Below are 21,302 nucleotides of genomic sequence, written 5' to 3' on the forward strand. Positions count from 1 at the left end.
GCCGTCGCTCGCCCCGGTCACGCCGCGAACTCGTCGGTCACGTCCGTCAGTTCGACCTCCCCCTCGGGGACGCGGTAGGCGGCGACGACGTGCCGGTCGGCGTCCGGGGAGTTCTCCGTCTTGTCGACGGCGTAGCCGACGTACGTGCAGTCCTCCGGCGTGAACTCGACGACGGAGTAGCCCCAGTGGTGGCTGTCGAAGAACTCGATGTGGGGGTTCATCGCCGTGATGAGCGTCGTGAGCAGCGGTTCGGTGAGGCGGCCGCGCAGGCCGCGGGTGAGGTGAAGCGCTTCGGCGACGTTCACCGACGTTATCGCGGGCGTCATGAACTCCACGCCGATGCGCTCGCCCTGCGCGACGCCCTCGCCGCCGGAGACGCGTCCGGGGTAGGAGGTCTGCTGGTAGGCGGCGACGTAGCAGTGCATGTCGCCGGTGAGCGTCACGAAGTTGTCGACGTCGGCCGCGCCGATGGCCTCCGTGATTCGCTGTCGCTCGCGCGTGTAGCCGTCCCACCCGCCCTGTACCGGGAACACGGAGAGCGGTCCCGAACCCAGACGGAACGGTACCGTGAGCACCTCGTCGGCCCAGACGGTCCACGTCGACGCCGACCCGGTGACGGCGTCTATCAGCCACTCCCGCTGTTCTTCGCCCAGCATCGTCCGCCCCGGCGGTTCGTACTGCGGGCCGACGTTGTCGGGCGTGGGGATGGCCTCCCGCGGCGGGTCGCGGTAGAGTCGCTCGTCGGTCATCGCCAGCGTGACCAAGTCGCCGAACTCGAAGGAACGCCACAGCCGAAAGCGCTCCTGCAGCGACTCGCCCTCGGGGTCGTAGGACACCCGCGCGGGCAGGTACTCCCACCACGCGTGCATCGCGTCGGCCACCAACTCGGTCATGAACTCGGGGTCGTCGGCGCGCGGGTGGTCGCCCGACGGCGCGCCCGTCCGCCGGTCCCAGTAGACGTCGTTGACGAGTTCGTGGTCGTCCCAGCCGACGACGAGCGTGTGCGACTCCAGCGCCTCCTGCATGAACCGGTCCTTTCGATACGTCCGATAGAGGTAGCGGTAGTCGTCCAGCGACTGCACGCGGTCGTGTCCGCTCGGGAACGCGAGGTCCCTGTCCTCGTACTCGTACGACCCGAGCCCTTTGAAGTCGCCGGCGCTGGACTCGTAGACGAAGTCGCCGACGTGGACGAGGAAGTCCACGTCCGCCTCCGCGACGCGGTGGTAGGCGGGGTAGTAGCCGTTCTGGTAGTCCTGACACGCCAGCACCGCGAACCGGACGGAGTCGGGCGAGGCGTCGGCGGCGGGCAGGGTCCGGCACCGACCGACGCGCGAGGAGACTCCTCGGTGGACGAAGCGGTAGTAGTACGTCGAATCCGGTTCGAGTTCGCCGTCGAGGTCGATTCGCACCGTGTGGTCGTGCGCGCGAATCGACGTCTCGTCGCTCACGACGCCCTCGAAGGCCACCTCGTCGAACGCCTCGTCGGCCGCGACGCGGACCGCGAGTGGCGCCTCGGGGTCGTAGGCGTCGGGGTCGACGCGCGTCCAGAGGACGACGCCCGCCGGCGTCGGGCCGCCGCTAGCGACGGACTGCGGGAACGTCCCGTCCGGGTCGCCGTCGGCGTCGAACGCGAAGGGGTCGCCGTCGGCCGCCTCGCCGACGCGCGCGTCGAACGCCAGGTCGTGGGAGTCGAGTTCCGAGAGGAGGGTTCCGTGGTCGTCGGTGCGGCCCGCCGTCGGCGGGAAGTCGCCGGCCATGGGGTCCGTCACTCGGCAGGGGGCGATGGGAGTTTCGGTCGAGGACCCCGAATGCGGCGGGACCGTCCGGTAAACGTGTGATTTCGACGGAGAAAGGCTCCCCTTGTGACGGCGACCGTCCCGCCGGGAACGACCGTCTGCGACCGGTCGGCCCGGGGAGCGTCGAAAGTGGAGGCATAACGAATACCGCTCCGCCACTCGACCGGACCATGCCTCCGGGGGAGTCTTCCGACGCGGACGGACACGAGACGGCCGTCTTGGAGAGCATCCGCGAGTGCGACGAGAACCAGTGGAACAACCTCGTGACCCACGCCGACCGGGGAACGCTGTTCCACCGGTACGAGTGGCTCGCGGCCGTTGAGGACGGCTTCGACCGCGAGGCCCGGCACGTCGTCGTGCGCAAGGACTCCAACCCGGTCGCCTGCATGCCCAACTTCGTCTCGGCGCTCTCGGTCCCGAACGGGGCCGCGGCCGCCCTCGTCTCCGCGCTCAGCGTCTCGGTGCTCGAATCCGGCGGCGCCGGACACGGCGGCCCCGTCGTCGCCGGCGACGAGCGGGCGAACCTCGAGCGCATCTTCGACGCGTTGGAGGCGGCGGGCGGGCGCCGACCGCTCTACCACCTCGTCTCGACGGCCGACCTCGGGCAGATCCGCTACGGGCAGTTCCTCCGGGCCCGCGGGTACGAGGCGAACTCGAACGTCGCGACGTTCCGCCTCGACCTCTGCGGGGAGTGGGGGGAGATTCTCGCCGGGATGGACAAATCCCGGCGGAAGGGCGTCCGACGGGCGCACGAGCAGGACCACGACGTGGACGTCGCTCCGTTCGGCGAGGACCTCGTCCGGACGTACGACATGTACGAGAAGAACACCGAGCGCGTCGGGGGGAACGTGCTCCCGTTCTCCTTCTTCCGAGCGCTCCGGGAGCATCTCGCCGACCGCGTCCGCGTGGTCACGGCCCGCGTCGACGGGGAGACGGTCGGCAGGTACGTCTACCTGCTCGACGCCGAGCGCTCGGTGCTCTACCACTGGCTGTCGGCGGTTCCCGACCGGGACTGCTACGACTCCCACCCGTCCGAACTCATGCACGCGCGGGCCATCAAGTGGGGCATCGAGGAGGGCTACGACGAGTACAGTTTCGGCGAGACCGGGTCCGCGTTCGACAACTCCGTGTTCCGGTTCAAGAGCCAGTACGGCGCGCGGGCGGTGCCGGTGCTCCGCTGGGAACGGGGGGAGAACCGCCTCGCGTGGCCGCTGTTCAAACTCGCCCGGCGGACGTACGTCGAGCGGAATCTGTGACCGGGAGTCGCCCCGCGCGACGGCCCGAAAATCGACCGTCGGCGGGCCGAAAACGGTGATTAGGCCGGCGTTACGAAAAGTGTGTCAGCGATTACTAATTTCCGAACGCCGACAATCGAAGGAGTGATGCGAGACACGTCTCATCGGAATCGCGCGCTCGTTCCGACCGGCCACGAGGCGTCCAGTTACACCTGCCTCAGGTCGCTCCACCGTCGGGGTGTGGGAACCGTCATCGCCTCCGAGAAGGCGGGCGTGCCCGCCGCGGCCTCTCGATTCTGCGACGAATCGGTGTCGCTGCCGTCTCCCCGCGAGGGGTTGCTCGACTACCGGGACGCGCTGCTCGAACTCGCCGCCCGCGACGACGTGGTGACCGCGATTCCGGTCCGGCCGGAGGACTGCTACGTCTTCTCGCGCTTCGCGGACGCGTTCTCGGAGCGCCTCTCCCTGGTCGTGCCGACGATGGAGCAGTTGCGGACCGTCCACGACCGCCTCCTGTTGGCCGAGGCTGCCGAGGCGGCCGGCGTCCCGGTGCCCGAGACCCGGCCGCTGGCCGACGTGGACGACTGGGACGAGGACCTGCTGATAAAGTCGCGGTACAACGTCCTCGCGGACGCGTATCTCGACGACCTCGGGCCCGACGACATGGACGTGGTCAAGAGCGTCCAACACGTGGTTCACGGGCGTCCGCCGGACCCCGAGGCCGTCCGCGAGACGATGCACCACGACCCCATCGTGCAGGAGTACGTCCGCTCCGACGACGAGTTCATGTTCACCGCGCTGTACGACCGGGGGGAACCCTTGGCGACGTTCCAGCACCGACAGATACGCGGGGACTCCTACACCGGCGGCGGCGGCGTCTATCGGCGCTCCGTCTACGACGAGGAACTCGAACGCGTCGGGCGGACGCTCCTCGACCACCTCGAGTGGCACGGTCTCGCGTGCATTGAGTACATGCGCGACGCCGACACCGGCGAGTACGTCCTCACCGAAATCAACCCGCGGATGTGGCAGTCGCTCCCCTCGACGGTCCAGGCGGGCGCGGACTTCCCGTACTACTACTGGCTGGCGGCGACGGGTCGACCCGACCTCATCGAGAACAGTTACCGCCTCGGCGTCGGCACGCACATGCTCCGCGGCGAGGTTGGCTACCTCGCGAGCGTGCTGACCGAGTCGTCGCCGTACGTCGAGCGTCCGTCGGCGCTCGGCACGGCCGCGGACATCGTCCGGTCCGTCCTCCGCGAACCCCGGTTCGACTACTTCGCGCTGGACGACCCAGGCCCGTTCCTCGCCGGGATGCGAAACGTGTTCGCGGGCGAGACGAAGTCGCTGCGACAAAAGTACGGCCGGGGTTTCGACGCCAGAAGTGCGGTCCCGTACCGCTAGCTGCCGTCGGTCTCGTCCCCGTTTGGCTGGTGCGCTACAGGTTGCCGCGCAGGTGGAGTTTCTCCGAGCCCTTCGTCTCGACGGCGGTGTTGTCGACCGTGTAGTCGTCGGTGTCGGCGTCGCCCCATCCCATGTCGGCCTTGACGGTGTCCGCGAGGCTCGGGTCGGGGTCGACGTGCGCGGTGTCGCCGTCTATCTCCGTGACGAGTCCGAGCGTGTTTCCGCTGGCGTCGACGACTTCCTTGCCCTCGTCGTCGCCGGTGAAGGTTACTGTCACGGTCGGGTGGTCGACCGCCCGGCACTAAGGCCTGCCGGCACCCGTGCGCTGTCGTCTCTCGCGCCCGTCCGCGTGCGGACCGCACCGCTCGACTGCGCCGCGTCGGCCGTCGAATCTGCCCCAGTACGTAAAGGGCCGACCGGCGAAGAGGTGGCACATGAGTCAACTGCTCCAGTCGCTCCCGGACGCGCGCGGGGGAACGGTCGGCGACTCCGGACGCGTCGGCGTCATCGGCGGCAGCGTCGGATTCCCCGGACAGCCGTCGCTCACGGCCCTGGCCGCCCTTCGCGCGGGGAGCGACGTCTCGAAGGCGCTCGTCTCCGAGGAGATATATCCGGTCGTCGCGAGTCACTCGCCGGACCTCGTCGCGGACCGCTACCCCGGCGAGCGATACGACGACGAGGCGGTCGACTCCGCCCTCGAGATGGCCGGCTGGGTCGAGTCGCTCGTCGTCGGGCCGGGTCTCGTCGACGCCGACGCCGACGCGGTCAGGCGGACGGTCGACGAGGCGGACGTCCCCGTCGTCGTCGACGCCGACGCCATCGACCCCCTGTTGCACGCGGACCTCTCGTCGGCCGTCGTCACCCCCGACGACAACGAGGTCAGCCGCATCGAGGAGGAACACGAGTCCCTGGAGGAGTTCACCTCCGCGACGGGCGCCGTGGCCGTCGCCAAGAGCGACGTGGACGTCATCGTCTCCGACGGCGAGCGAACGACGAACGACGCCGGGTCGCCCGTGATGACCGTCGTCGGCACCGGCGACACGATGGCGGGCGTCATCGCCGCGCTGTTGGTACAAGGGCTCGACCGGCGCGACGCCGCCGAACTCGGCGCCTGGATCGTCGGCAAGGCGGGCGAACTCGCGACGGTCGAACGCGGGAACGGCATCGTCACGACGGACATCATCGAGAAGATTCCCGACACGGTGCAGTGAGCGCCGGCGGCCGCGAACGGCCTCCGCCGCGGCGTCTCGGCGTGGGCCGACTCTCCTACGCGGCCCCGCGCCCGACCCGGTGCGGTGACTGCGGGACGGTAACCCGTGACGAGCCTCCGCGGCCCGAAATCGGTCAACAGGTACTTTGCGACAGGATTCGATGATGTCGTAGAGGCCGACACCGAGGCGTGCCGTAATTCGAGTATCGGCCGATATCGACGCACATCGATGGCACCGAACCTCACAGTCGTTACGGCTATCGTCACGCTTCCCTTCGTCGCCGCGGTCCTCTCACCGCTCCTCCACCGCGTTCTCGGTGAACGGACCGGCTACGCGGGAGCCCTCGTCGCGGCGGCGAGCTTCGGGCTTCTGCTGACGCAGGCCGACAGCTACGGCACCGTCGGAGTACCGTGGATTCCCGCCCTCGACGTGGGCATCCAGTTCACCGTCGACGGCTGGGGGCTGCTGTTCGCGCTCCTGGCCAGCGGTATCGGCGTCCTCGTGTTCGTCTACTCGGCGCGATACATGCACGGCGAGGAGGGTCTAGCGCGCTACTACGCGGCCCTGCTGGCGTTCATGGGTTCGATACTCGGCGTCGCGCTCGCCTCCGACCTCGTGTTGATATTCCTGTTCTGGGAGCTGACCAGCGTCTGTTCGTTCCTGCTCATCGGCCACCACTCCGCCGACGCCGAGTCGCGCTACTCGGCGCGGATGGCCATGCTCGTGACCGTCGGCGGCGGCCTGTGTCTGCTCGCCGGCCTGCTCATGCTCTCGGTGGCGGCGCGGGGCGCCCTCGGCGGCGTGACCTTCGACCTGACCGCGATGCTCGCGAACGGGGAGGCGATGCGCGCCGCCCTGCGCGAGTCAGGGCTGTTCGCGCCGGCGCTCGCGCTCGTCGTCGTCGCCGCGGCCGCCAAGTCCGCGCAGGTGCCGCTGCACTTCTGGCTCCCGAACGCCATGGTCGCCCCGACGCCCGTCTCCGCCTTCCTGCACTCCGCGACGATGGTGAAGGTGGGCGTCTACTTCGTCGGCCGCCTGCGCCCCCTGCTGATGAGCCCCGAGTGGGTGCTGCTCGTCGCGACGCTGGGGCTCCTGACGATGCTGGTCGGGGCGCTGCTGGCGGTGACGTCGACCGACATCAAGGAGCTTCTCGCCTACTCGACGGCGAGTCACCTCGGGCTGATGGTCGCGGGCTTCGGCTTCGACGTCGTCTACGGCGCCGAGGCCGGCGCCTTCCACCTGCTCAACCACGCGCTGTTCAAGGCGCCGCTGTTCCTCGTCGCGGGCATCGTCGCCCACGAGGCCGGCAGCCGCGACCTCGACGACCTCGGGGGGCTCCGGCGGGACCTCCCGGTGACGGCCGTCGTCGCCGGCATCGCCGCGCTGAGCATGGCGGGTATCCCCCCGTTCAACGGGTTCTACTCGAAGGAGCTGCTGTTCGAGGCGGCGTACGAAGTGGCTCACGAGGCCGGGGGTCTCGCCTGGCTGTACCCGGCGGTGGCGACGCTCGCGAGCGTGTTCACCGTCGTCTACTCGCTGAAGTTCCTCGCGATGTTCGTCGGCGAGCGCCGGGCGCCGAAGGCCGAGGTCCACCGTCCCCCGGTCGCGCTGGTGGCGCCGCCCGCCGTGCTGGCCGCCGCGGCGGCCGTCGTCAGCGTCTCGCCGCAACTGGCGGTCGACGTCATCGTCCAGGCGGCCATCGACGCCACCGCGGTCGGCGAGGCGGACCTGCAGATCGGACTGCCGACCCACCTCACGCCCCCGGTCGCGATGTCCGGCGTCGCCATCCTCGGCGGGGCCGCCGCGTACCCCTTCGCGGGGCGTCTCGGGTCGGTCATCGAACGGGCCGTCGACGCGCCGGTCCCAGTGCGTCCGCGCGGCTGGTACGACTGGGCCGTCTCGACGGCGGAGGCGACGAGCGCCCGGTTCGGTCCGCTCGTCCACAACGGCGTCCTCCGGACGTACCTGACGTGGGCGGCGGCGACCGGGAGTCTGCTCGCGCTGGCCGGCTTCGCCACGACCGGGGCGCCGCTCGGAATCGACGGGCTCGGCGTGCCGACGGCGGTCGCCGTCGTGTTGGCGACGGCCCTCCTCGCCGCCCTGGCGGTTCCCGCCGCCCCCTCCCACCTCGCCGGCGTTCTCACCCTGTCCATCCTCGGATTCATGATATCGATCTTCTTCATCCTCGCGAGCGCGCCGGACCTCGCGCTCACGCAACTGGTGGTCGAGACGCTCGTACTCCTGATCTTCCTGCTCGTCCTCCAGCGGTTGCCGTCCTTCTACTCGGACGTCCGCCGGTTCGTGCTCGCCCGCGACGCGGGCGTGTCGATTCTGGTGGGCGCGATGGCGTTCGCGTCCGTCCTGCTGACCGCGCCCGATCCCGGCGCCGACCCGACGGACCTCGCCACGTACTACGCGGAGCAGGCGGTGCCGGGCGGCGGCGGCGCGAACATCGTCAACGTCATTCTCGTGGACTTTCGGGCGTTCGACACGCTGGGCGAACTGCTGGTGGTCGCGACCGCAGCCATCGCCATCCTCGTGCTCGTGATGATGCGAGCGCGCGGGGAGTCCGTGGCCGACCGCGACGCCGACCCGGTCTTCGAGGGGGACGATTCGTCGTGACGACGAGGATCATGCAGACGACGGCCCGCGTGACCGTCCCCATCGTGCTCGTCCTCTCGATTTGGCTGTTCCTCCAGGGCCACAACCTCCCCGGCGGGGGGTTCATCGGCGGCGTCCTCACCACGACGGCGTTCGTGCTCATCTACGTCGCCTACGACCTCGACTATCTGGAGTCGGAGGTGCTCGACAGAGAGGTCGACCCCGGAGCCAGCGTGTACGACCACCGCATGGTCACCGCCTACCGCCGCGCGCTGATCCTGGGTCTGGTGGTCGTCCTCGGGAGCGGCGTCGCCGGCATCGTCGTCGGCGACCCGTTCCTGACGCAGACGTACGTCCACCTCGGCGGCGTTCCCATCTATCACGACATCGAACTCGCCAGCGCACTCGTGTTCGACCTGGGTGTGTACCTCGTCGTCGTCGGCAGCATCCTGACTGTCGTCTCGGTGGTGAGCGCCGAATGATTCGAACGAACGAGGCGCCCGTCCGCGTCCGACGCGGAGGTGACGACCGATGAGCGTCGCCCTGGCCGTCGTGGTCGGCGGACTGTTCGCCGTCGGGACGTTCCTGCTGTTGCGGCGGGACCTGATACGGGTCGTCCTGGGAATCGCCGCCCTCTCTCAGGGCACGTTCGTCTACCTGATCTCGATGGGAGGCGTTGAGGAGGGGACCGGCGACCTCGTGCCCGTTCTCGGACACCACGGCGGCGGGGTCCCCGAGGTCGCGGACCCGGTGGTGCAGGCGCTCGTCCTGACAGCCATCGTCATCAGCTTCGGGACGACCGCGCTGGCGCTCGTCCTGTCGTACCGCGCCTACGAGGAGAACGAGACCATGGACGTCACGGAGTGGACAGGATGAGTTGGCACGTTATCGCACCGCTGTTGGTGGCGCTCGTGACCGCCGTGCTCACGCTCGTGCTCCGCGCGTGGCCCCGGATTCAGGTCGCGGCGAGCGTCGCCGGCGTCGTCGGGTACGTCGCGGCGGTCGCCGGTTCCGTCTGGACGGTCGTCCTCGGGCCGACGGCCCCCGGAGTCGCGGTCTATCAGGTGGGCAACTGGCCCGCGCCGTTCGGAATCACGCTCGTCCTCGACGGGCTCTCGGCGTTCATGCTGACCATCGCCGCGAGCCTCGGACTCGCGTCGATGCTGTTCTCGGTTCGGTACATGATAGCCGAGAACCAGCGCGTCTACTACCACCCTCTCTTCCACCTGCTCCTGGTGGGAGTGTCCGGCGCGTTCCTCACGGGCGACCTGTTCAACCTGTTCGTCTGGTTCGAGGTGATGCTCATCGTCAGCTACGTGTTCGTCGCCTTCTACGGAACCGAACTCGCCACCGCGGCGTCGTTCCGCTACCTGACGATGAACGTCTTCGGGAGCGCGCTCATGCTCGTGGCCGTCGGCGGCCTGTACGCCGCGACGGGGACGCTCAACATGGCCGACATGGCCCGGCGGCTGGCCGACCCCGCCGCGTACGGCGTCGACCCCGCGCCGGTCGTCGGCCTGTCGGCGCTGCTGCTCGCGGTGTTCGCGCTGAAGGCGGGGCTCGTTCCCTTCCAGTTCTGGGTGCCCGCCGCGTACACCACCGCCCCGCCGCCCGTCACGGCGATGTTCGCCGGGGTCACGAAGAAGGTGGGTATGTACGCGGTCGTCCGGCTCTACTTCACGGTCTTCGCCGCCGGTTCCGTCTCCGCCGACGTGCCCGGCATCGCCGGCACGTCGCCGCTGGCCTTCCTCGCACCGGTGCTGGGGGCGATGGCGATAGCGAGCATCGCCGTCGGCGCGTTCGGCGCCGTCGGTCAGGACCGACTGGAGGGCGTGTTCGCGTACTCGAGCATCGGTCAGGTCGGCTTCATCGCCCTCCCCATCGCCGTCGCCGCGGCCGCCGGGCCGGCGGGAACGCTCCGCCGGGTCGCCATCGCGGCCGCGCTGGTGTACGCGTTCCACCACGCGCTCACGAAGGGGCTCCTCTTCCTCTCGGCGGCCGTCGTCAAGGACGCCGTCGGGACGGACGACCTGCGGAACCTCGGCGGCCTCGCGGGGCGCTCGCCGGTGCTCGCGGGGGCCGTCCTCATCGGTCTGCTCTCGCTGGTCGGCATCCCGCCGCTGATCGGGTTCTTCGGGAAGTTCCTCACGTTCGACGCGGCGGTTCGGGGACTCGGCTTCGGTCCCGGGGCGCTGTCGGCGCTCGCGCTGGCCGCGTCGCTCATCGGCGCCGTGCTCACCATCCTGTACGCGACGCGGGTGTGGGTCGGCGGCTTCTGGGGCCCCAAGACGCCGGCCGTCGAGGTCGCGGCCGCCGATTCGGGGCAGATCGCGGTCGTCGCCGCCCTCGCGGCGGTCGTCGTCCTCGTCGGCGTGGGATTCGACCCGGTGTACCGGTTCGCCGAGACGGCGGCGAACGCCGCCGTCGACAGCGAGGCCTACGTCGACGCCGTGGGTCTCGGCGGGGGTGGCGGCCGGTGACCCGCAGTTGGCCGGTCATCGGCGTCTTCTTCGCCGTCCTGTGGGTGTTCGTTCAGGGGCCGCCCATCGCTCCCGACCCGCTCCTCGGGGCGTTTTTAGTCGGTCTCGCGGTCGGACTCCCCACGGCCTACGTCTTCCGACGCCTGTACGCCGACACCGTCGACCTCCGCCGGTCGGCTCGCGGGGTGCCGTACGTGGCGCTGTACGTGCTGACGTTCGTCAGAGAGGCGGTCGTCGCCAGCCTCGACGTCACGTACCGCGTGCTCGCCCCCTCGAACCCCATCGAACCGGAAGTGATTCTCATCCCGCTGCGAGTCCAGACCGAACTCGGCGTGACCACCATCGCGAACAGCATCACCATGACCCCCGGCTCGCTCACGCTCGACTACGACTCGACGGAGAACGCGCTGTACATTCACGTCATCGACGGACGGTCCCCCGAGGAAATCGTCGACCCGATCCGCGACTGGGAGGACTACGCGCTTTCCATCTTCGACGAGGAGTTATCGGCGGGCGACCCCGCACCGGACTTCGCCGTCTACCCACCCGACCAGACCCATCCCGTGCTCGAACAGGCCGTCTCCGAGGCCCACGAGGGGGTCGAGGCGGAGCCGGACCCGTCGGCCGAGGCGGACGCGGGAGGTGAGGACGATGGCCGCTGAGGGGGCGATAGCGCCGGTCGTCGACGCCGCCATCGTCCTCGTAGCGCTCTTGAACCTGTTCTGCGGCTACCGCGCGGTTCGGGGGCCGACGGTTCCCGACCGCGTGGTCGCCCTGGACGCCATCGCGACGAACATCGTCGCCATCGCCGTCCTGTTCGCAATCAAGACCGGCCGCGGTCTCTTCGTGACCGTCAGCCTCGTCCTCGCCATCATCGCGTTCCTCTCGACGGTCGCGGTCGCGAAGTTCGTCACCGAGGGCGACATCATCGTCACACAGGAGTGACCAGTACATGACTCACCGACACCCACCCGACCGAATCGCCCCGCCGAACCAGCAGGTCGCCGGAGGTGACCGCTGATGGTCGCCCCGGAGACGGTACAGATGTGGGCGGTCGTCGCGCTGGTCGTCGTCGGGTCGTTCTTCCTCACGGTCGGAACCATCGGCCTGCTTCGGCTTCCAAACGTCTACAACCGGATGCACGCGACGAGCAAACCGGCGACCATCGGAACGGTCGCCATCTTCCTGGCCGGGTTCGCGTACTTCGGTCCCGGGGGCGCCGGTCTCTCGTCGCTGGTCGGTATCGTCTTCCTGTTCCTGACGGTGCCGACCGGCGCGCACATGATCTCTCGGGCGGCCGAACGGACCGGCGTCTCGTTCCTGGGGTCGGTGACGTGGCCCGGTAAGACCGACGACGAGTAGGCCGTTCCGACGCGATGTCCGCACGCGGCTTCGACTGTCACGCTCGCGACGCGCGTTCGGAGAGCCGTCGCCGAATCGTTTTCCTGAGTAGTGTTACCACGGGAGGTGGTAGCAACCCTAATACCTTACGAGAATAAAATAGCTCCGTTTAATACTCTACAGTTATTATCGTGGGACACACGTGCCATCCCTGAACCTCGAACCGCTGACGTACGAGGACGTTCCGGCGGACCGGCGTCCGAGCCTCGCGCAGGCGCTGGTTCCCGTACTCGGAGTCGTTCTGTTCCTCGGCGTCGGGTCCGGGTATCTGAAGCTGGCCCCCCACGGGCCGCTGCTCTGGAGCATCGTCCTGACCGGCGCGGTGGGTAAATACTGGCTCGGCTACTCGTGGGACGACCTCTACGAGGGCATCGCGGACAGCCTGTTGATGGGTCTGCAGGCCATCCTCATCCTGTTCGTCATCTACGCGCTCATCGCCACTTGGATCAGCGCCGGGACGATTCCCGGGCTCATGTACTACGGGCTCGCGGTGTTGACGCCGGACGTCTTCCTGCCGGCGACGGCGCTGCTCGCGATGGCCGTCGCCTTCTCCATCGGTTCCTCGTGGACGACGGCCGGTACCCTCGGCGTGGCCTTCGTCGGCATCGGCTCGGGCCTCGGCGTGCCCGCCCCGATGACGGCGGGCGCCATCCTCTCGGGCGCCTACGCGGGCGACAAGCAGTCGCCGCTGTCGGACACCACGAACCTCGCGGCGGCCGTGACGAACGTCGACCTCTACGACCACATCCGCGCGATGCGCAACGGGACGGTCCTGGCCTTCGGCCTCTCGGTCCTGCTCTACGCGGGTCTGGGCCTGCGCTCCGGCGGCGCGATTCCCGCCGGCCGCGTCGCCGAGATACAGGGCGCCCTGGCCGGCACCTACGACCTCTCCGCGCTGGTGCTCGTTCCGCTCGTCGTCACCTTCGGACTGGCGCTCTACGGCGTCTCCGCGCTCCCGACGCTGGTCGCCGGCGTCTTCGCCGGCACCTTCGCGACGATTCTCGTCCAGGGCCGCTCGTTCGCCGCCGCCTGGGGCGTCTTCCTCGACGGGACGGCTCCCGAAACGGGCGTGACGCTCGTGAACGACCTGCTGGCCAGCGGCGGCCTCTCCGGGTCGGCTTGGACCATCTCAATCGTCGTCGCGGCGCTCGCGCTCGGCGGACTCCTCGAACGGACCGGCGTCCTCGCGGTGCTCGCCCACTCGTTCGCGTCGGCCGTCCGCGGTCCGCGCAGTCTTGTCGTCGGCACCGGCGCCTCGGCCATCCTCGTCAACGCGTTCTCCGCCCAGCAGTACATGAGCATCGTCGTTCCGGGGCTCACCCTCCGGAACCTCTACGACGAGTACGGACTGGCGGGCGACGACCTCTCGCGGGCCATCGAGTCCGCGGGCACCCCGACGGGCGCGCTCTTCCCGTGGCACGCGGGCGCCGTCTACATGTCCGCCGTCTTCGGCGTGGGAACGCTCGCGTACGCGCCGTACTACTTCTTCGCGTTCCTCTCGCCGCTCGTCCTGTTCGCGACGACGCTCCTCGGCGGGCGGTACGACGGGACGGCCGGCTCCGGTCGTCAGTCGCCGTCGACTGACGACTGACCGTCGACGTCTCGGTCCGGTCGCGCGTACATTTACACGAGCTCTGTCGAAATCCTCGAGCCGTGATAGAAACCGCGTGCTGCATAGAGAGGGTGTATTCAGCACGGCACTGCGATTCGTTTCATGCTTCTTGTTGTAAAACAGCCGTTCAGTAGAGTCTGCAAATCTATCGTTGAGAGTTTTGTCCGGTTTCGGTGATATCTGTATCTGTGCTAACTAGAGGGTGCAAGGTGGTTAGGCAGACTTCTCGTCGATATAAAAGAGATACGCGCTAATACCGGCACCGGCAACAAGCCCTGAAACCATCCAGACAAGAACGAGTTCGGACTCGAAAGCGAACGCAACAAGCGCCCCGAGCAACATACCCATTGAGGAAGCCGCGATAGTAACCCCATCCCGATAGTCAATTTCCACAGTATAAAATATGGGATTTCTTAGACAAATATAATTTCTCTTTCAAGCTCTGTTGCTCAATACATCCTCTGTTCTGAGCGATTCGATTCACTTACAACAGGCGCCGGGTCCGTGACCGATTCGCGCCCTCTATGCAGCACGACCACAGAGACCTACTCAGTCGCTGCCAGAAATCATGGGTACTGACCGAACTGTGTTCTCTCGTCAATCAGTTCCTCTCGTATGCCGGCGAAATTGATTTAGTAAGACGCACGTAACACCACTGTATGTCCGAAGCAACTACCGGGTCGAACGGCGACGACGAAATCGTCACGGTGAATTTCAAAGTCACACAGTCGTTTCTCGACGAAATAGACAGCACGTGGCAGGGACGTGGGTTCAACAGTCGAAGTGAATTCATCCGCTACACTCTCCGAGATGCGACCGAGTTTCCGACGTTCGACCGCGATGAACTCATCGCTCTCCTCCGAGCAGAAGAAGACATCCGTGAGGGACAGACGATGAGTGCCGATGAAGCCCGCAAGCGGTTCGGAACCGATAGCGACGAGTGAGGGGGACTGGACGTGGGAACTCACATCGACAGCACAGGACGACCTTTCTGCCCTTTCTGCATCTGAGCAAGAGCGGATACTGAACAAACTCGACGATACCGTCGACTCGCCGTGGCGGGATCCACCGGACTATGGCGAACCACTCCAGAACAGTCCGCACAAGAAAGTGCGCATCGGTGAGTTCCGCTTAGCCGTAACCTTTCGTCAATCCGAACAGCGGATGGTTGTCGCTCGAATCAAGCGTCGTGGTGGAGCGTACACCGCCGACGACGACTGATGCTCTGTGCTGCACGAAATTTCTGACCGACTCGCGCCTGCTAGTCAGCACGCTCACAGAAACCTCACCAAACGCTGTCAGAAGTGTCGTGACCGACTCAGAGGGTGTATTCAGCACGGAGGGATTGTTTATTCTACTCTGCCCAGACTGAACTAACCGCTGAGCAGAGCCTGCGAATTGAGCGATTTCCTAAAACCAGTCTCGAACAGAGGGGATGATTTCTAAGGCTGTGGCAATGAGATAGAGTCCGAGAATAGCCACCACAACCCAACCCACGGATGCGATAATCGATTGTTCTGAGAAAGCACTCAGCATTCCGAACCAGACGATTAAAACTGAAACCCCGATTTGCACGAGCTTCCCGGTTGCTCCAAGAATTCCATCTTCAACAGCTTTCCGAACAACGATATACAATGCCTGCTCGTCAAATCCGACATCATGCTCACTATCTGTTCTATCCTCCGGAGAAGTCATGAGGAGGAAAGTCACTCAGGAGACTCAAAAGCGTATGGATGGGTGGCCGTCGTCACTCCCAGACGGAGTACCGAACCAATGACCGATTCGCGCCCTACGTTCAGCATGTTCGCAGAGACATTACCAAATGCTGTCAGTAACAACGTGCTGACCACAGAGAGAACATCCATTAGAAACTGGTCAGCACAATATTTTCAAAGAGAGATGAAATATTAGAAATATGAACTCAGCTCAAAAGAGACGTCTCGGGAACGTGGCAGGCATACTCAGTATTATCGTCTCGCTCGTCATCCTAATCTTTTGGATTATGGGTGTCATCTGAGTTCAAAGCAGAACTGTAACTGTTCCGTCTCTGTATCGATCCGGAACAGGGGTGATAGACCCATGAGACCGACTCGCGCCTTCTACTCGGCACGGCCTCAACGAACTGTCATCAGCAAAGAATTGACAGAGTCTTCGCGTGGAAAGTCGGCCTCGGCACTCATAGGGTTCGTCACCGCCGGGTGCCACCCCGACTCGGAACGGTGGCCTCGTCATCGGCCGTGCGGCGATATCGGACCCACCGGCAAGAGCGTTCCGAGAGGCCGTCGGTGCGAGGAAACCGGATACGGCTACGGCATCGCCTCGTTTTCGGCGTCCGCGAGGTTGCGGAGACGGTCCCTGTCGCTCCCGTCGAACTGCCGTTGGCACCGGGCGACCCACGAGGCGGCGTCGTCGGTCGTCTCCGGCGTCGGGTCGGCGGACGCGGGGTCGGTCGACTGCGCGTCCGTCGGCGTCGGTCGGTGAGTGGTCGTCTGCGATTCGGTCGTCGTGCGGGTGTTCGTGCTCACGAAATTCAGGTGGTGTCGCGGGTCGGTCGTCCGTCTGTTCGCCCTTCGAGAAGAGTTACGCGCGTACGGGTACGACCGACATGAGTTATCTCACACCTCTACCGGGTAGATAATAAAAGTTCGTGATGTATGTTCACGTGGTTCCGTCGCGAATGGCGTTCACTCCGAGGCGACCACCCTGTTGCGGAGCGTTCCGATTCCCTCGTACCACACCCCCACGTCGTCGCCTGGTTCCACGTCGCCGGGGTTCGCCGGACTCCCGAACGCTATCACGTCGCCCGGGCGGAACGTGTACCGCTCGGAGAGGAAGGAGACGACCTCTCGGGGGTCGAACAGCATCTCGCCCGTGTTCGCCTCCTGCCGGAGTTCGCCGCCGACGTGCGTCGTCATGTCGAGGTCGGTCGGTTCGACGTCCGTCTCTATCCACGGGCCGAGCGGTGCGGACCCGTCGAACGCTTTCCGGGCCGTCCGCTTCGGTTGGTCGATGGCGTCCAGGTCGTTCAGTATCGTGTAGCCGCGAATCGCCCCGTCGACTTCCCCGACCGACAGGTCCTGACAGGTCTCGTCGACGACGGCCGCCAACTCGCCGGCGTACGTCAGTCGGTCGCACCACGACGGGTAGACGATGTCGGCGCCGGGGTCGAGGAGCGACGTCGGCGGCTTGAGGAACCAGTCGGGTTCGTCGGGCACCTCGTAATCCATCTGGTCGACCGTCGCCGCGTAGTTCCGGCCGATGCAGTAGAACGTCGACGGTTCGCAGGGGGCCACCAGCGTCGCCTCGGCGGTGTCCCCTGTTCCCCCGCGGTCTTCGCTCGCCTCGTAGCCGACGGCGTACGCGTCGCCGTCGACGGTGACGACGCCGTCCTCGTACTCGCCCGTCTCGACGCTCCCGCCGGCCGTCCGGATGCGCGCTACTCGCATACGCGTTCAGCGAACCACCGCAGACGTATAGTTTCGGTCGGAACGGGGAGGCGACCGCGGCGCCGAGGGACGGCCGAGGCCGACCCGGCGGCGTCGGCGCCCTCACCCGAGGAGGTACCTGAGCCAGCGGTTCTCCTCGACGAGGGCGGTGCGTTCGAGGAAGGCGTCGACGCCGAGGATGCGACCCGCGCCCCACGCGCCGAGGCCGAACAGGAGGAGGGCGTAGACGAGGTGGTCGTCGACGACCCACCCGTGCGCGACGGGTAACCCCTGCATCAGACCGCCGGTCAGCGACGCCGCCCAGTAGAACAGCATCATCACTGCCCCCCAGAACGCCGACCACCTGACGGCGACGCCGAGCATCAGCGCCAGTCCCGTCAGCGTCAGTCCCCACGCGTTCAGCGGGTCGATGACGCCGATGTACTGGTTCGCCAGCGTCGCCCAGAACCCGCCGAACGGGTTCCCCTCGGGGATGCCGTTCAGGAGGAACCCGGCGGCGGTCCACGAGGGGTCGAGTATCTTCACGATGCCGCCCTGAAACAGCACCCACCCCATCGCCAACCGGAGCGTGAGGATGGAGTAGGCGACCCATCCCTCGGAGTAGTCGAACGACACGTCCCGTCCGAATATCTCCGCGTCCATCATGTGCCTAGTTGACATGGCACTTCGACGTTTCTCGTCAGACAAGATATATGTTGTTCAGAAAACGGTACTGGTCCGGTCGGTGAGGGTCCGCCTCGCCGAGGGCGTCAGCCTCTTCGGCATCCTGACCGTACGTAAGGTCCCATGCGAGTACTTCTAGCCGGTGCTCACGGACAGGTCGGACAGCACGCGTCGCAACTTCTCGGCGAGAGCGACCACGAGGCCGTCGGGATGGTCCGCGCGGCGGACCAGATTTCCGACGTCGAGGACCTCGGCATCGAGGCGGTCCACGCGGACCTCACCGAACCCGAAGACGTCTCGCGCGCCGTCGAGGGCGTCGACGCCGTCGTCTTCGCTGCGGGGTCCGGCGGCGACGACGTCTGGGGCGTCGACCGAGACGGGGCGGTGAACCTGATGGAGGCGTGCGAGTCCGCGGGCGTCGACCGGTTCGTCATGCTCAGCGCGATGAACGCCGACGCGCCCGAGGACTCCCCGGAGGCTCTCAGGGAGTACCTCCGGGCGAAGGCCGAGGCGGACGAACGCCTCCGCGAGAGCGACCTGACGTACACTATCGTCCGGCCGGGCGCTCTCACCAACGAGGAGGGTACCGGCCGGATTCGGACGGGCGAGAGCATCGACCGGCGGGACGGCGACGTGCCCCGCGTCGACGTGGCGCGGACGCTGCTCGCCGCGTTGGAGGAGGAGGCCACCTACGGCGTCACCTTCGAGATGCTCTCCGGGGACGTGGAGATAGAAGAGGCGCTGACGGACCCGCTGAACGAGGACTGAACCTCTCTTTCTCCCCGCTCAGCCGCAGAACCGAACCGCGGCCTCCGTCACGATATCGGCTACTTCGACCACCTCGTCGGTGTAGACGAACTCGCCGGCGCCGTGGATGTTCTCGCCGTCGGGGCCGAGGATGACCGTCGGCAGGTCCGCGCGATCCCCGAGGTAGTTGAAGTCGCCGACGCTTGAGAAGTAGCCGTACGCGGGGTCGACGCCGCAGACGGACCGCGTCGCCTCCGAGAGCGCGGTCACGAGGGGGTGGCCCTCGTCGGTGACGTACGGTCCGTAGACGATGTCCGGGTCGGGCGCCTCTCTGAATCCGATGTCCACCTCGCTCTCCAGACCCAGTTCGTCGACGACGCGTTCGGCGTCCGCGCGCGCCGTCTCCTTCGTCTCGCCGACGACGACGTGCCGGTCGACCATCAGGCGGGCGCGTTCGGGCACCGACAGCGTCTGACTGCCGCCCTCTATCTTCAGCGGGCAGACCGACCCCGACCCGAGTTTCGGGTGGTCGCCCGTCTCCATGTCGTCCAAGGTGGCGGCGAGTCGCCCGGCGTCGACGACGGCGTTGACGCCCTTCTCGGGTTGGGAGCCGTGGGCGGCCTTCCCGCGAACCTCGATGTCGTAGAACACCCGCCCCCGCGCCCCGAGGAGGAGCGCGGGGTTCTCCATCTCCGACTGCGCGAGGACGGGGCCGGGTTCGGTGACGACGGCGGCGTCGCAGTCGTCGGTGTAGCCGTCTCGAATCAGTCTGTCCGTCCCCAGACCGTACGGCCCCTCCTCGTCGACGACGGCCGTGAGGAGCACGTCGCCCGCGAGTTCCACCCCGGAGAGGGCGTCGAAGGCGACCATGACGGCCGCGAGGCCGCCCTTCATGTCGCAGGCGCCCTGCCCGTACAGTTTCCCGTCTTCGATGCGACCCGAACAGGGGTCCTCGTCCCAATCCTCAACGAGTTTCACCGTGTCCACGTGGGCGTTCAGCAGGAGCGTCGGCGCGTCGGGGTCGGACCCCTCCAGGCGCGCGAGGACGTTGTCGCCCTCGTACTCGGTGATGTCGGGTTCCGAGACGCGGTGGTACTCGGGGTCGTGGCCGCGTTCGGCCAACCAGTCGTGGACGAACCCCGTTATCTCGGCCTCCTCGAAGTAGGGGCTCGGGATGCGCACGAGTTTCTGTAGCAGGTCGACGGTCTCCTCGGGGTCGACCGTCGGCGCGGGGTCGTTTTCGCTCCCGTCTCCGCCTCCGCCGTCGGCGGTCGGGTCGGCGCCCGAATCAGTCATCGCCGGTCCTCCGAATCGCCGGGTCGTACTCGTCGGACGGGACGCCGGGAAGCGTCGCGAGGATGGCCTCCACGTCCACCTCCTTCTGCTGTCCGCGGTACCAGTAGACGGCGAAGACGACGATGCCGACCAGAATCCACGGGACGTAGATGGACAGCGACCCCTGGTACGCCTGCGTGAGGAGGCCGCCCGCGCCGAGGGCGCCGACGAGGCCGGTGACGCCGAGGAGCAGGGGACGCGAGAACCCCGCCTCGTGGGCGAGCGACGATCCCGTCAGAAGGACGTACAGCACCGTCACCGAGACGGCGGCGTAGGCGATGAGGTAGCTGAACGTGGCGATGCCGATGGCCTGACTCAGACCGGTGCTCCAGAACGTCAGCCCGGAGGCGACGAGGTAGAGGGTCAGAAGCGACCAGTGCGGCGTGCCGAAGCGGTCGGAGACTTCGGAAAACTTCTTCGGGAACACCTCGTCCCACGCCCACGAGTAGGGCATCTTGATGCCCGCGGCCATCACCGCGTGGACGGAGGAGGCGGTTGCGAGGAGGCCGCCGACGGCGACGATGGTCGTCCCGATATCGCCCAGGAACGCCTCGGCAGCGGTGGCCAGCGGTCGGGCCGAGTCCGCGAGGACGGTGTAGTCGGAGACGACGCCGTAGATGACCACGGAGGTCAGCACGTAGAGGACGATGAGGATGGCCGTCCCGCCGGCCATCGCGAGGGGGAGGTTGCGCGAGGGGTTCTTCACCTCCGCGCCCATCTGCCCGGCGACGGCGATGCCGATGTAGGCGTAGAAGAGGGGAACCGCGGCGGCGACGAAGCCGTCGAAGCCGCCGGTGAAGAACGGCGAGTAGTTCGCCGCGTCGACGTTCGCCAGTCCGGGCACGACGAGGACGAGGATGGAGAGGATGAGAAAGCCGAAGATGACGTTCTGCGAGACGCTGTACCCCTTCGAGCCGACGAGGTTCACGAGAAAGAGCACCGTCAACAGCCCGAACCCGGCGAGGGCGGCGTCGACGGAGGGATAGAACACCTGCAAGTAGCTGCCGAACCCGAGCGCCAACACCGCGTCGGCGGCCATGTAGCCCAGCCACTTCGACCACGTGACCAAGAATCCGGGGAGGCGGCTGTCGAACGTCCGCGAGACGTAGGCGTACGACCCGGCGGCCGCCGGGAATATCGTCGCCATCCAACCGTAGTTCAGCGCGATGCACATCGCCAAGAGTCCGGAGGCGACGACGACGAGGATGACGCTCGGCCCCGTCGTCGAACTCGCCGTCCCCAGCGTGACGAACAGCCCCGCGCCGAGCGTTCCCGCGACCACCGTGCTCACGGCTCCCAGCAGGCCGATATCGCGCGAGAGGCTCCGCCCGTCGTTCACGTCTACCGATGACATGTGTTCACATGGAACGC

At 67.1% G+C, this 21,302-nt stretch carries 23 protein-coding genes; 14 read left to right on the plus strand and 9 right to left on the minus strand.

The genetic code is table 11. From position 1 onward, the window contains the following. Positions 1 to 17: 17 nt before the first annotated feature. Positions 18 to 1,757, minus strand: coding sequence for an alkaline phosphatase D family protein (locus NDI79_RS08345; RefSeq protein WP_310928016.1), 1,740 nt, complete (start codon positions 1,755 to 1,757; stop codon positions 18 to 20). A 209-nt stretch (positions 1,758 to 1,966) separates the two neighbouring features. Here NDI79_RS08345 and NDI79_RS08350 point away from each other — a divergent pair, with 209 nt between their 5' ends. Further along, a complete protein-coding gene (locus NDI79_RS08350; RefSeq protein WP_310928017.1) occupies positions 1,967 to 3,052 on the plus strand; it encodes a GNAT family N-acetyltransferase in 1,086 nt (361 codons plus the stop codon). A 126-nt stretch (positions 3,053 to 3,178) separates the two neighbouring features. Beyond that, positions 3,179 to 4,435 (plus strand): carboxylate--amine ligase, encoded by a 1,257-nt coding sequence (locus tag NDI79_RS08355; protein ID WP_310928018.1) that lies wholly within the window; start codon positions 3,179 to 3,181, stop codon positions 4,433 to 4,435. 34 nt (positions 4,436 to 4,469) lie between these two features. Here the strand turns inward: NDI79_RS08355 and NDI79_RS08360 are convergent, their stop codons facing one another. After that, on the minus strand, positions 4,470 to 4,712 hold the full coding sequence (locus NDI79_RS08360) for a hypothetical protein (protein ID WP_310928019.1): 243 nt from the start codon (positions 4,710 to 4,712) through the stop codon (positions 4,470 to 4,472). A gap of 157 nt (positions 4,713 to 4,869) precedes the next feature. On the opposite strand from NDI79_RS08360, the gene NDI79_RS08365 reads away from it, so the two are divergent. The 9 genes from NDI79_RS08365 (at position 4,870) to arcD (ending at position 13,719) form a co-directional block, all read left to right on the plus strand. Then, positions 4,870 to 5,646, plus strand: coding sequence for an NAD(P)H-hydrate dehydratase (locus NDI79_RS08365; RefSeq protein ID WP_310928020.1), 777 nt, complete (start codon positions 4,870 to 4,872; stop codon positions 5,644 to 5,646). 228 nt (positions 5,647 to 5,874) lie between these two features. Next, the gene (gene mbhE / locus NDI79_RS08370) at positions 5,875 to 8,268 is read left to right on the plus strand and encodes a hydrogen gas-evolving membrane-bound hydrogenase subunit E (protein ID WP_310928021.1); all 2,394 of its coding nucleotides are present in this window, start codon (positions 5,875 to 5,877) and stop codon (positions 8,266 to 8,268) included. After that, positions 8,265 to 8,729 (plus strand): MnhB domain-containing protein, encoded by a 465-nt coding sequence (locus tag NDI79_RS08375; RefSeq protein ID WP_310928022.1) that lies wholly within the window; start codon positions 8,265 to 8,267, stop codon positions 8,727 to 8,729. The genes mbhE and NDI79_RS08375 overlap by 4 nt, the downstream gene beginning before the upstream one ends. 49 nt (positions 8,730 to 8,778) lie before the next feature. Then, a complete protein-coding gene (locus tag NDI79_RS08380; protein WP_310928023.1) occupies positions 8,779 to 9,123 on the plus strand; it encodes a sodium:proton antiporter in 345 nt (114 codons plus the stop codon). After that, positions 9,120 to 10,727: a complex I subunit 5 family protein gene (locus NDI79_RS08385; RefSeq protein WP_310928024.1), complete on the plus strand. Its 1,608-nt coding sequence runs from the start codon at positions 9,120 to 9,122 to the stop codon at positions 10,725 to 10,727. The genes NDI79_RS08380 and NDI79_RS08385 overlap by 4 nt, the downstream gene beginning before the upstream one ends. Next, positions 10,724 to 11,389, plus strand: coding sequence for a Na+/H+ antiporter subunit E (locus NDI79_RS08390; protein ID WP_310928025.1), 666 nt, complete (start codon positions 10,724 to 10,726; stop codon positions 11,387 to 11,389). The genes NDI79_RS08385 and NDI79_RS08390 overlap by 4 nt, the downstream gene beginning before the upstream one ends. After that, positions 11,379 to 11,672: an MrpF/PhaF family protein gene (locus NDI79_RS08395; protein WP_310928026.1), complete on the plus strand. Its 294-nt coding sequence runs from the start codon at positions 11,379 to 11,381 to the stop codon at positions 11,670 to 11,672. The genes NDI79_RS08390 and NDI79_RS08395 overlap by 11 nt, the downstream gene beginning before the upstream one ends. A gap of 75 nt (positions 11,673 to 11,747) precedes the next feature. Beyond that, positions 11,748 to 12,089 carry a monovalent cation/H(+) antiporter subunit G gene (gene mnhG / locus NDI79_RS08400; protein WP_310928027.1) on the plus strand — a complete coding sequence of 114 codons (342 nt, stop codon included), beginning with the start codon at positions 11,748 to 11,750 and terminating at the stop codon, positions 12,087 to 12,089. Positions 12,090 to 12,270: 181 nt separating this feature from the next. Beyond that, entirely contained in the window at positions 12,271 to 13,719 is a 1,449-nt protein-coding gene (gene arcD / locus NDI79_RS08405; protein WP_310928028.1) for an arginine/ornithine antiporter ArcD, read from the plus strand. Positions 13,720 to 13,953: 234 nt separating this feature from the next. Here the strand turns inward: arcD and NDI79_RS08410 are convergent, their stop codons facing one another. Next, positions 13,954 to 14,133: a hypothetical protein gene (locus tag NDI79_RS08410; protein ID WP_310928029.1), complete on the minus strand. Its 180-nt coding sequence runs from the start codon at positions 14,131 to 14,133 to the stop codon at positions 13,954 to 13,956. Between the two features lie 266 nt (positions 14,134 to 14,399). On the opposite strand from NDI79_RS08410, the gene NDI79_RS08415 reads away from it, so the two are divergent. Next, positions 14,400 to 14,684, plus strand: a complete 285-nt coding sequence (locus NDI79_RS08415; protein ID WP_310928030.1) for a ribbon-helix-helix domain-containing protein — start codon at positions 14,400 to 14,402, stop codon at positions 14,682 to 14,684. Beyond that, positions 14,644 to 14,961: a type II toxin-antitoxin system RelE family toxin gene (locus NDI79_RS08420; RefSeq protein WP_310928031.1), complete on the plus strand. Its 318-nt coding sequence runs from the start codon at positions 14,644 to 14,646 to the stop codon at positions 14,959 to 14,961. Before NDI79_RS08415 ends, NDI79_RS08420 begins: the two co-directional genes overlap by 41 nt. 189 nt (positions 14,962 to 15,150) lie before the next feature. Here NDI79_RS08420 and NDI79_RS08425 read toward each other — a convergent pair whose 3' ends face one another. From NDI79_RS08425 to NDI79_RS08440, 4 genes are all read right to left on the minus strand, one after another. Continuing rightward, on the minus strand, positions 15,151 to 15,435 hold the full coding sequence (locus tag NDI79_RS08425; protein WP_310928032.1) for a hypothetical protein: 285 nt from the start codon (positions 15,433 to 15,435) through the stop codon (positions 15,151 to 15,153). 611 nt (positions 15,436 to 16,046) lie between these two features. Further along, positions 16,047 to 16,265, minus strand: a complete 219-nt coding sequence (locus tag NDI79_RS08430; protein WP_310928033.1) for a hypothetical protein — start codon at positions 16,263 to 16,265, stop codon at positions 16,047 to 16,049. A 159-nt stretch (positions 16,266 to 16,424) separates the two neighbouring features. Next, on the minus strand, positions 16,425 to 17,186 hold the full coding sequence (locus NDI79_RS08435; protein WP_310928034.1) for a fumarylacetoacetate hydrolase family protein: 762 nt from the start codon (positions 17,184 to 17,186) through the stop codon (positions 16,425 to 16,427). 102 nt (positions 17,187 to 17,288) lie between these two features. Further along, entirely contained in the window at positions 17,289 to 17,846 is a 558-nt protein-coding gene (locus tag NDI79_RS08440; protein ID WP_425499589.1) for a DoxX family protein, read from the minus strand. A gap of 126 nt (positions 17,847 to 17,972) precedes the next feature. Here NDI79_RS08440 and NDI79_RS08445 point away from each other — a divergent pair, with 126 nt between their 5' ends. Then, on the plus strand, positions 17,973 to 18,617 hold the full coding sequence (locus NDI79_RS08445; RefSeq protein WP_310928035.1) for an SDR family oxidoreductase: 645 nt from the start codon (positions 17,973 to 17,975) through the stop codon (positions 18,615 to 18,617). 18 nt (positions 18,618 to 18,635) lie between these two features. Here NDI79_RS08445 and NDI79_RS08450 read toward each other — a convergent pair whose 3' ends face one another. Then, entirely contained in the window at positions 18,636 to 19,892 is a 1,257-nt protein-coding gene (locus tag NDI79_RS08450; RefSeq protein ID WP_310928036.1) for a M20 family metallopeptidase, read from the minus strand. Beyond that, the gene (locus tag NDI79_RS08455; protein ID WP_310928037.1) at positions 19,885 to 21,285 is read right to left on the minus strand and encodes an APC family permease; all 1,401 of its coding nucleotides are present in this window, start codon (positions 21,283 to 21,285) and stop codon (positions 19,885 to 19,887) included. The genes NDI79_RS08450 and NDI79_RS08455 overlap by 8 nt, the downstream gene beginning before the upstream one ends. Between the last annotated feature and the right edge of the window lie 17 nt (positions 21,286 to 21,302).

It is taken from the genome of Halogeometricum sp. S3BR5-2 (assembly GCF_031624635.1).
GTDB lineage: Archaea > Halobacteriota > Halobacteria > Halobacteriales > Haloferacaceae > Halogeometricum > Halogeometricum luteum.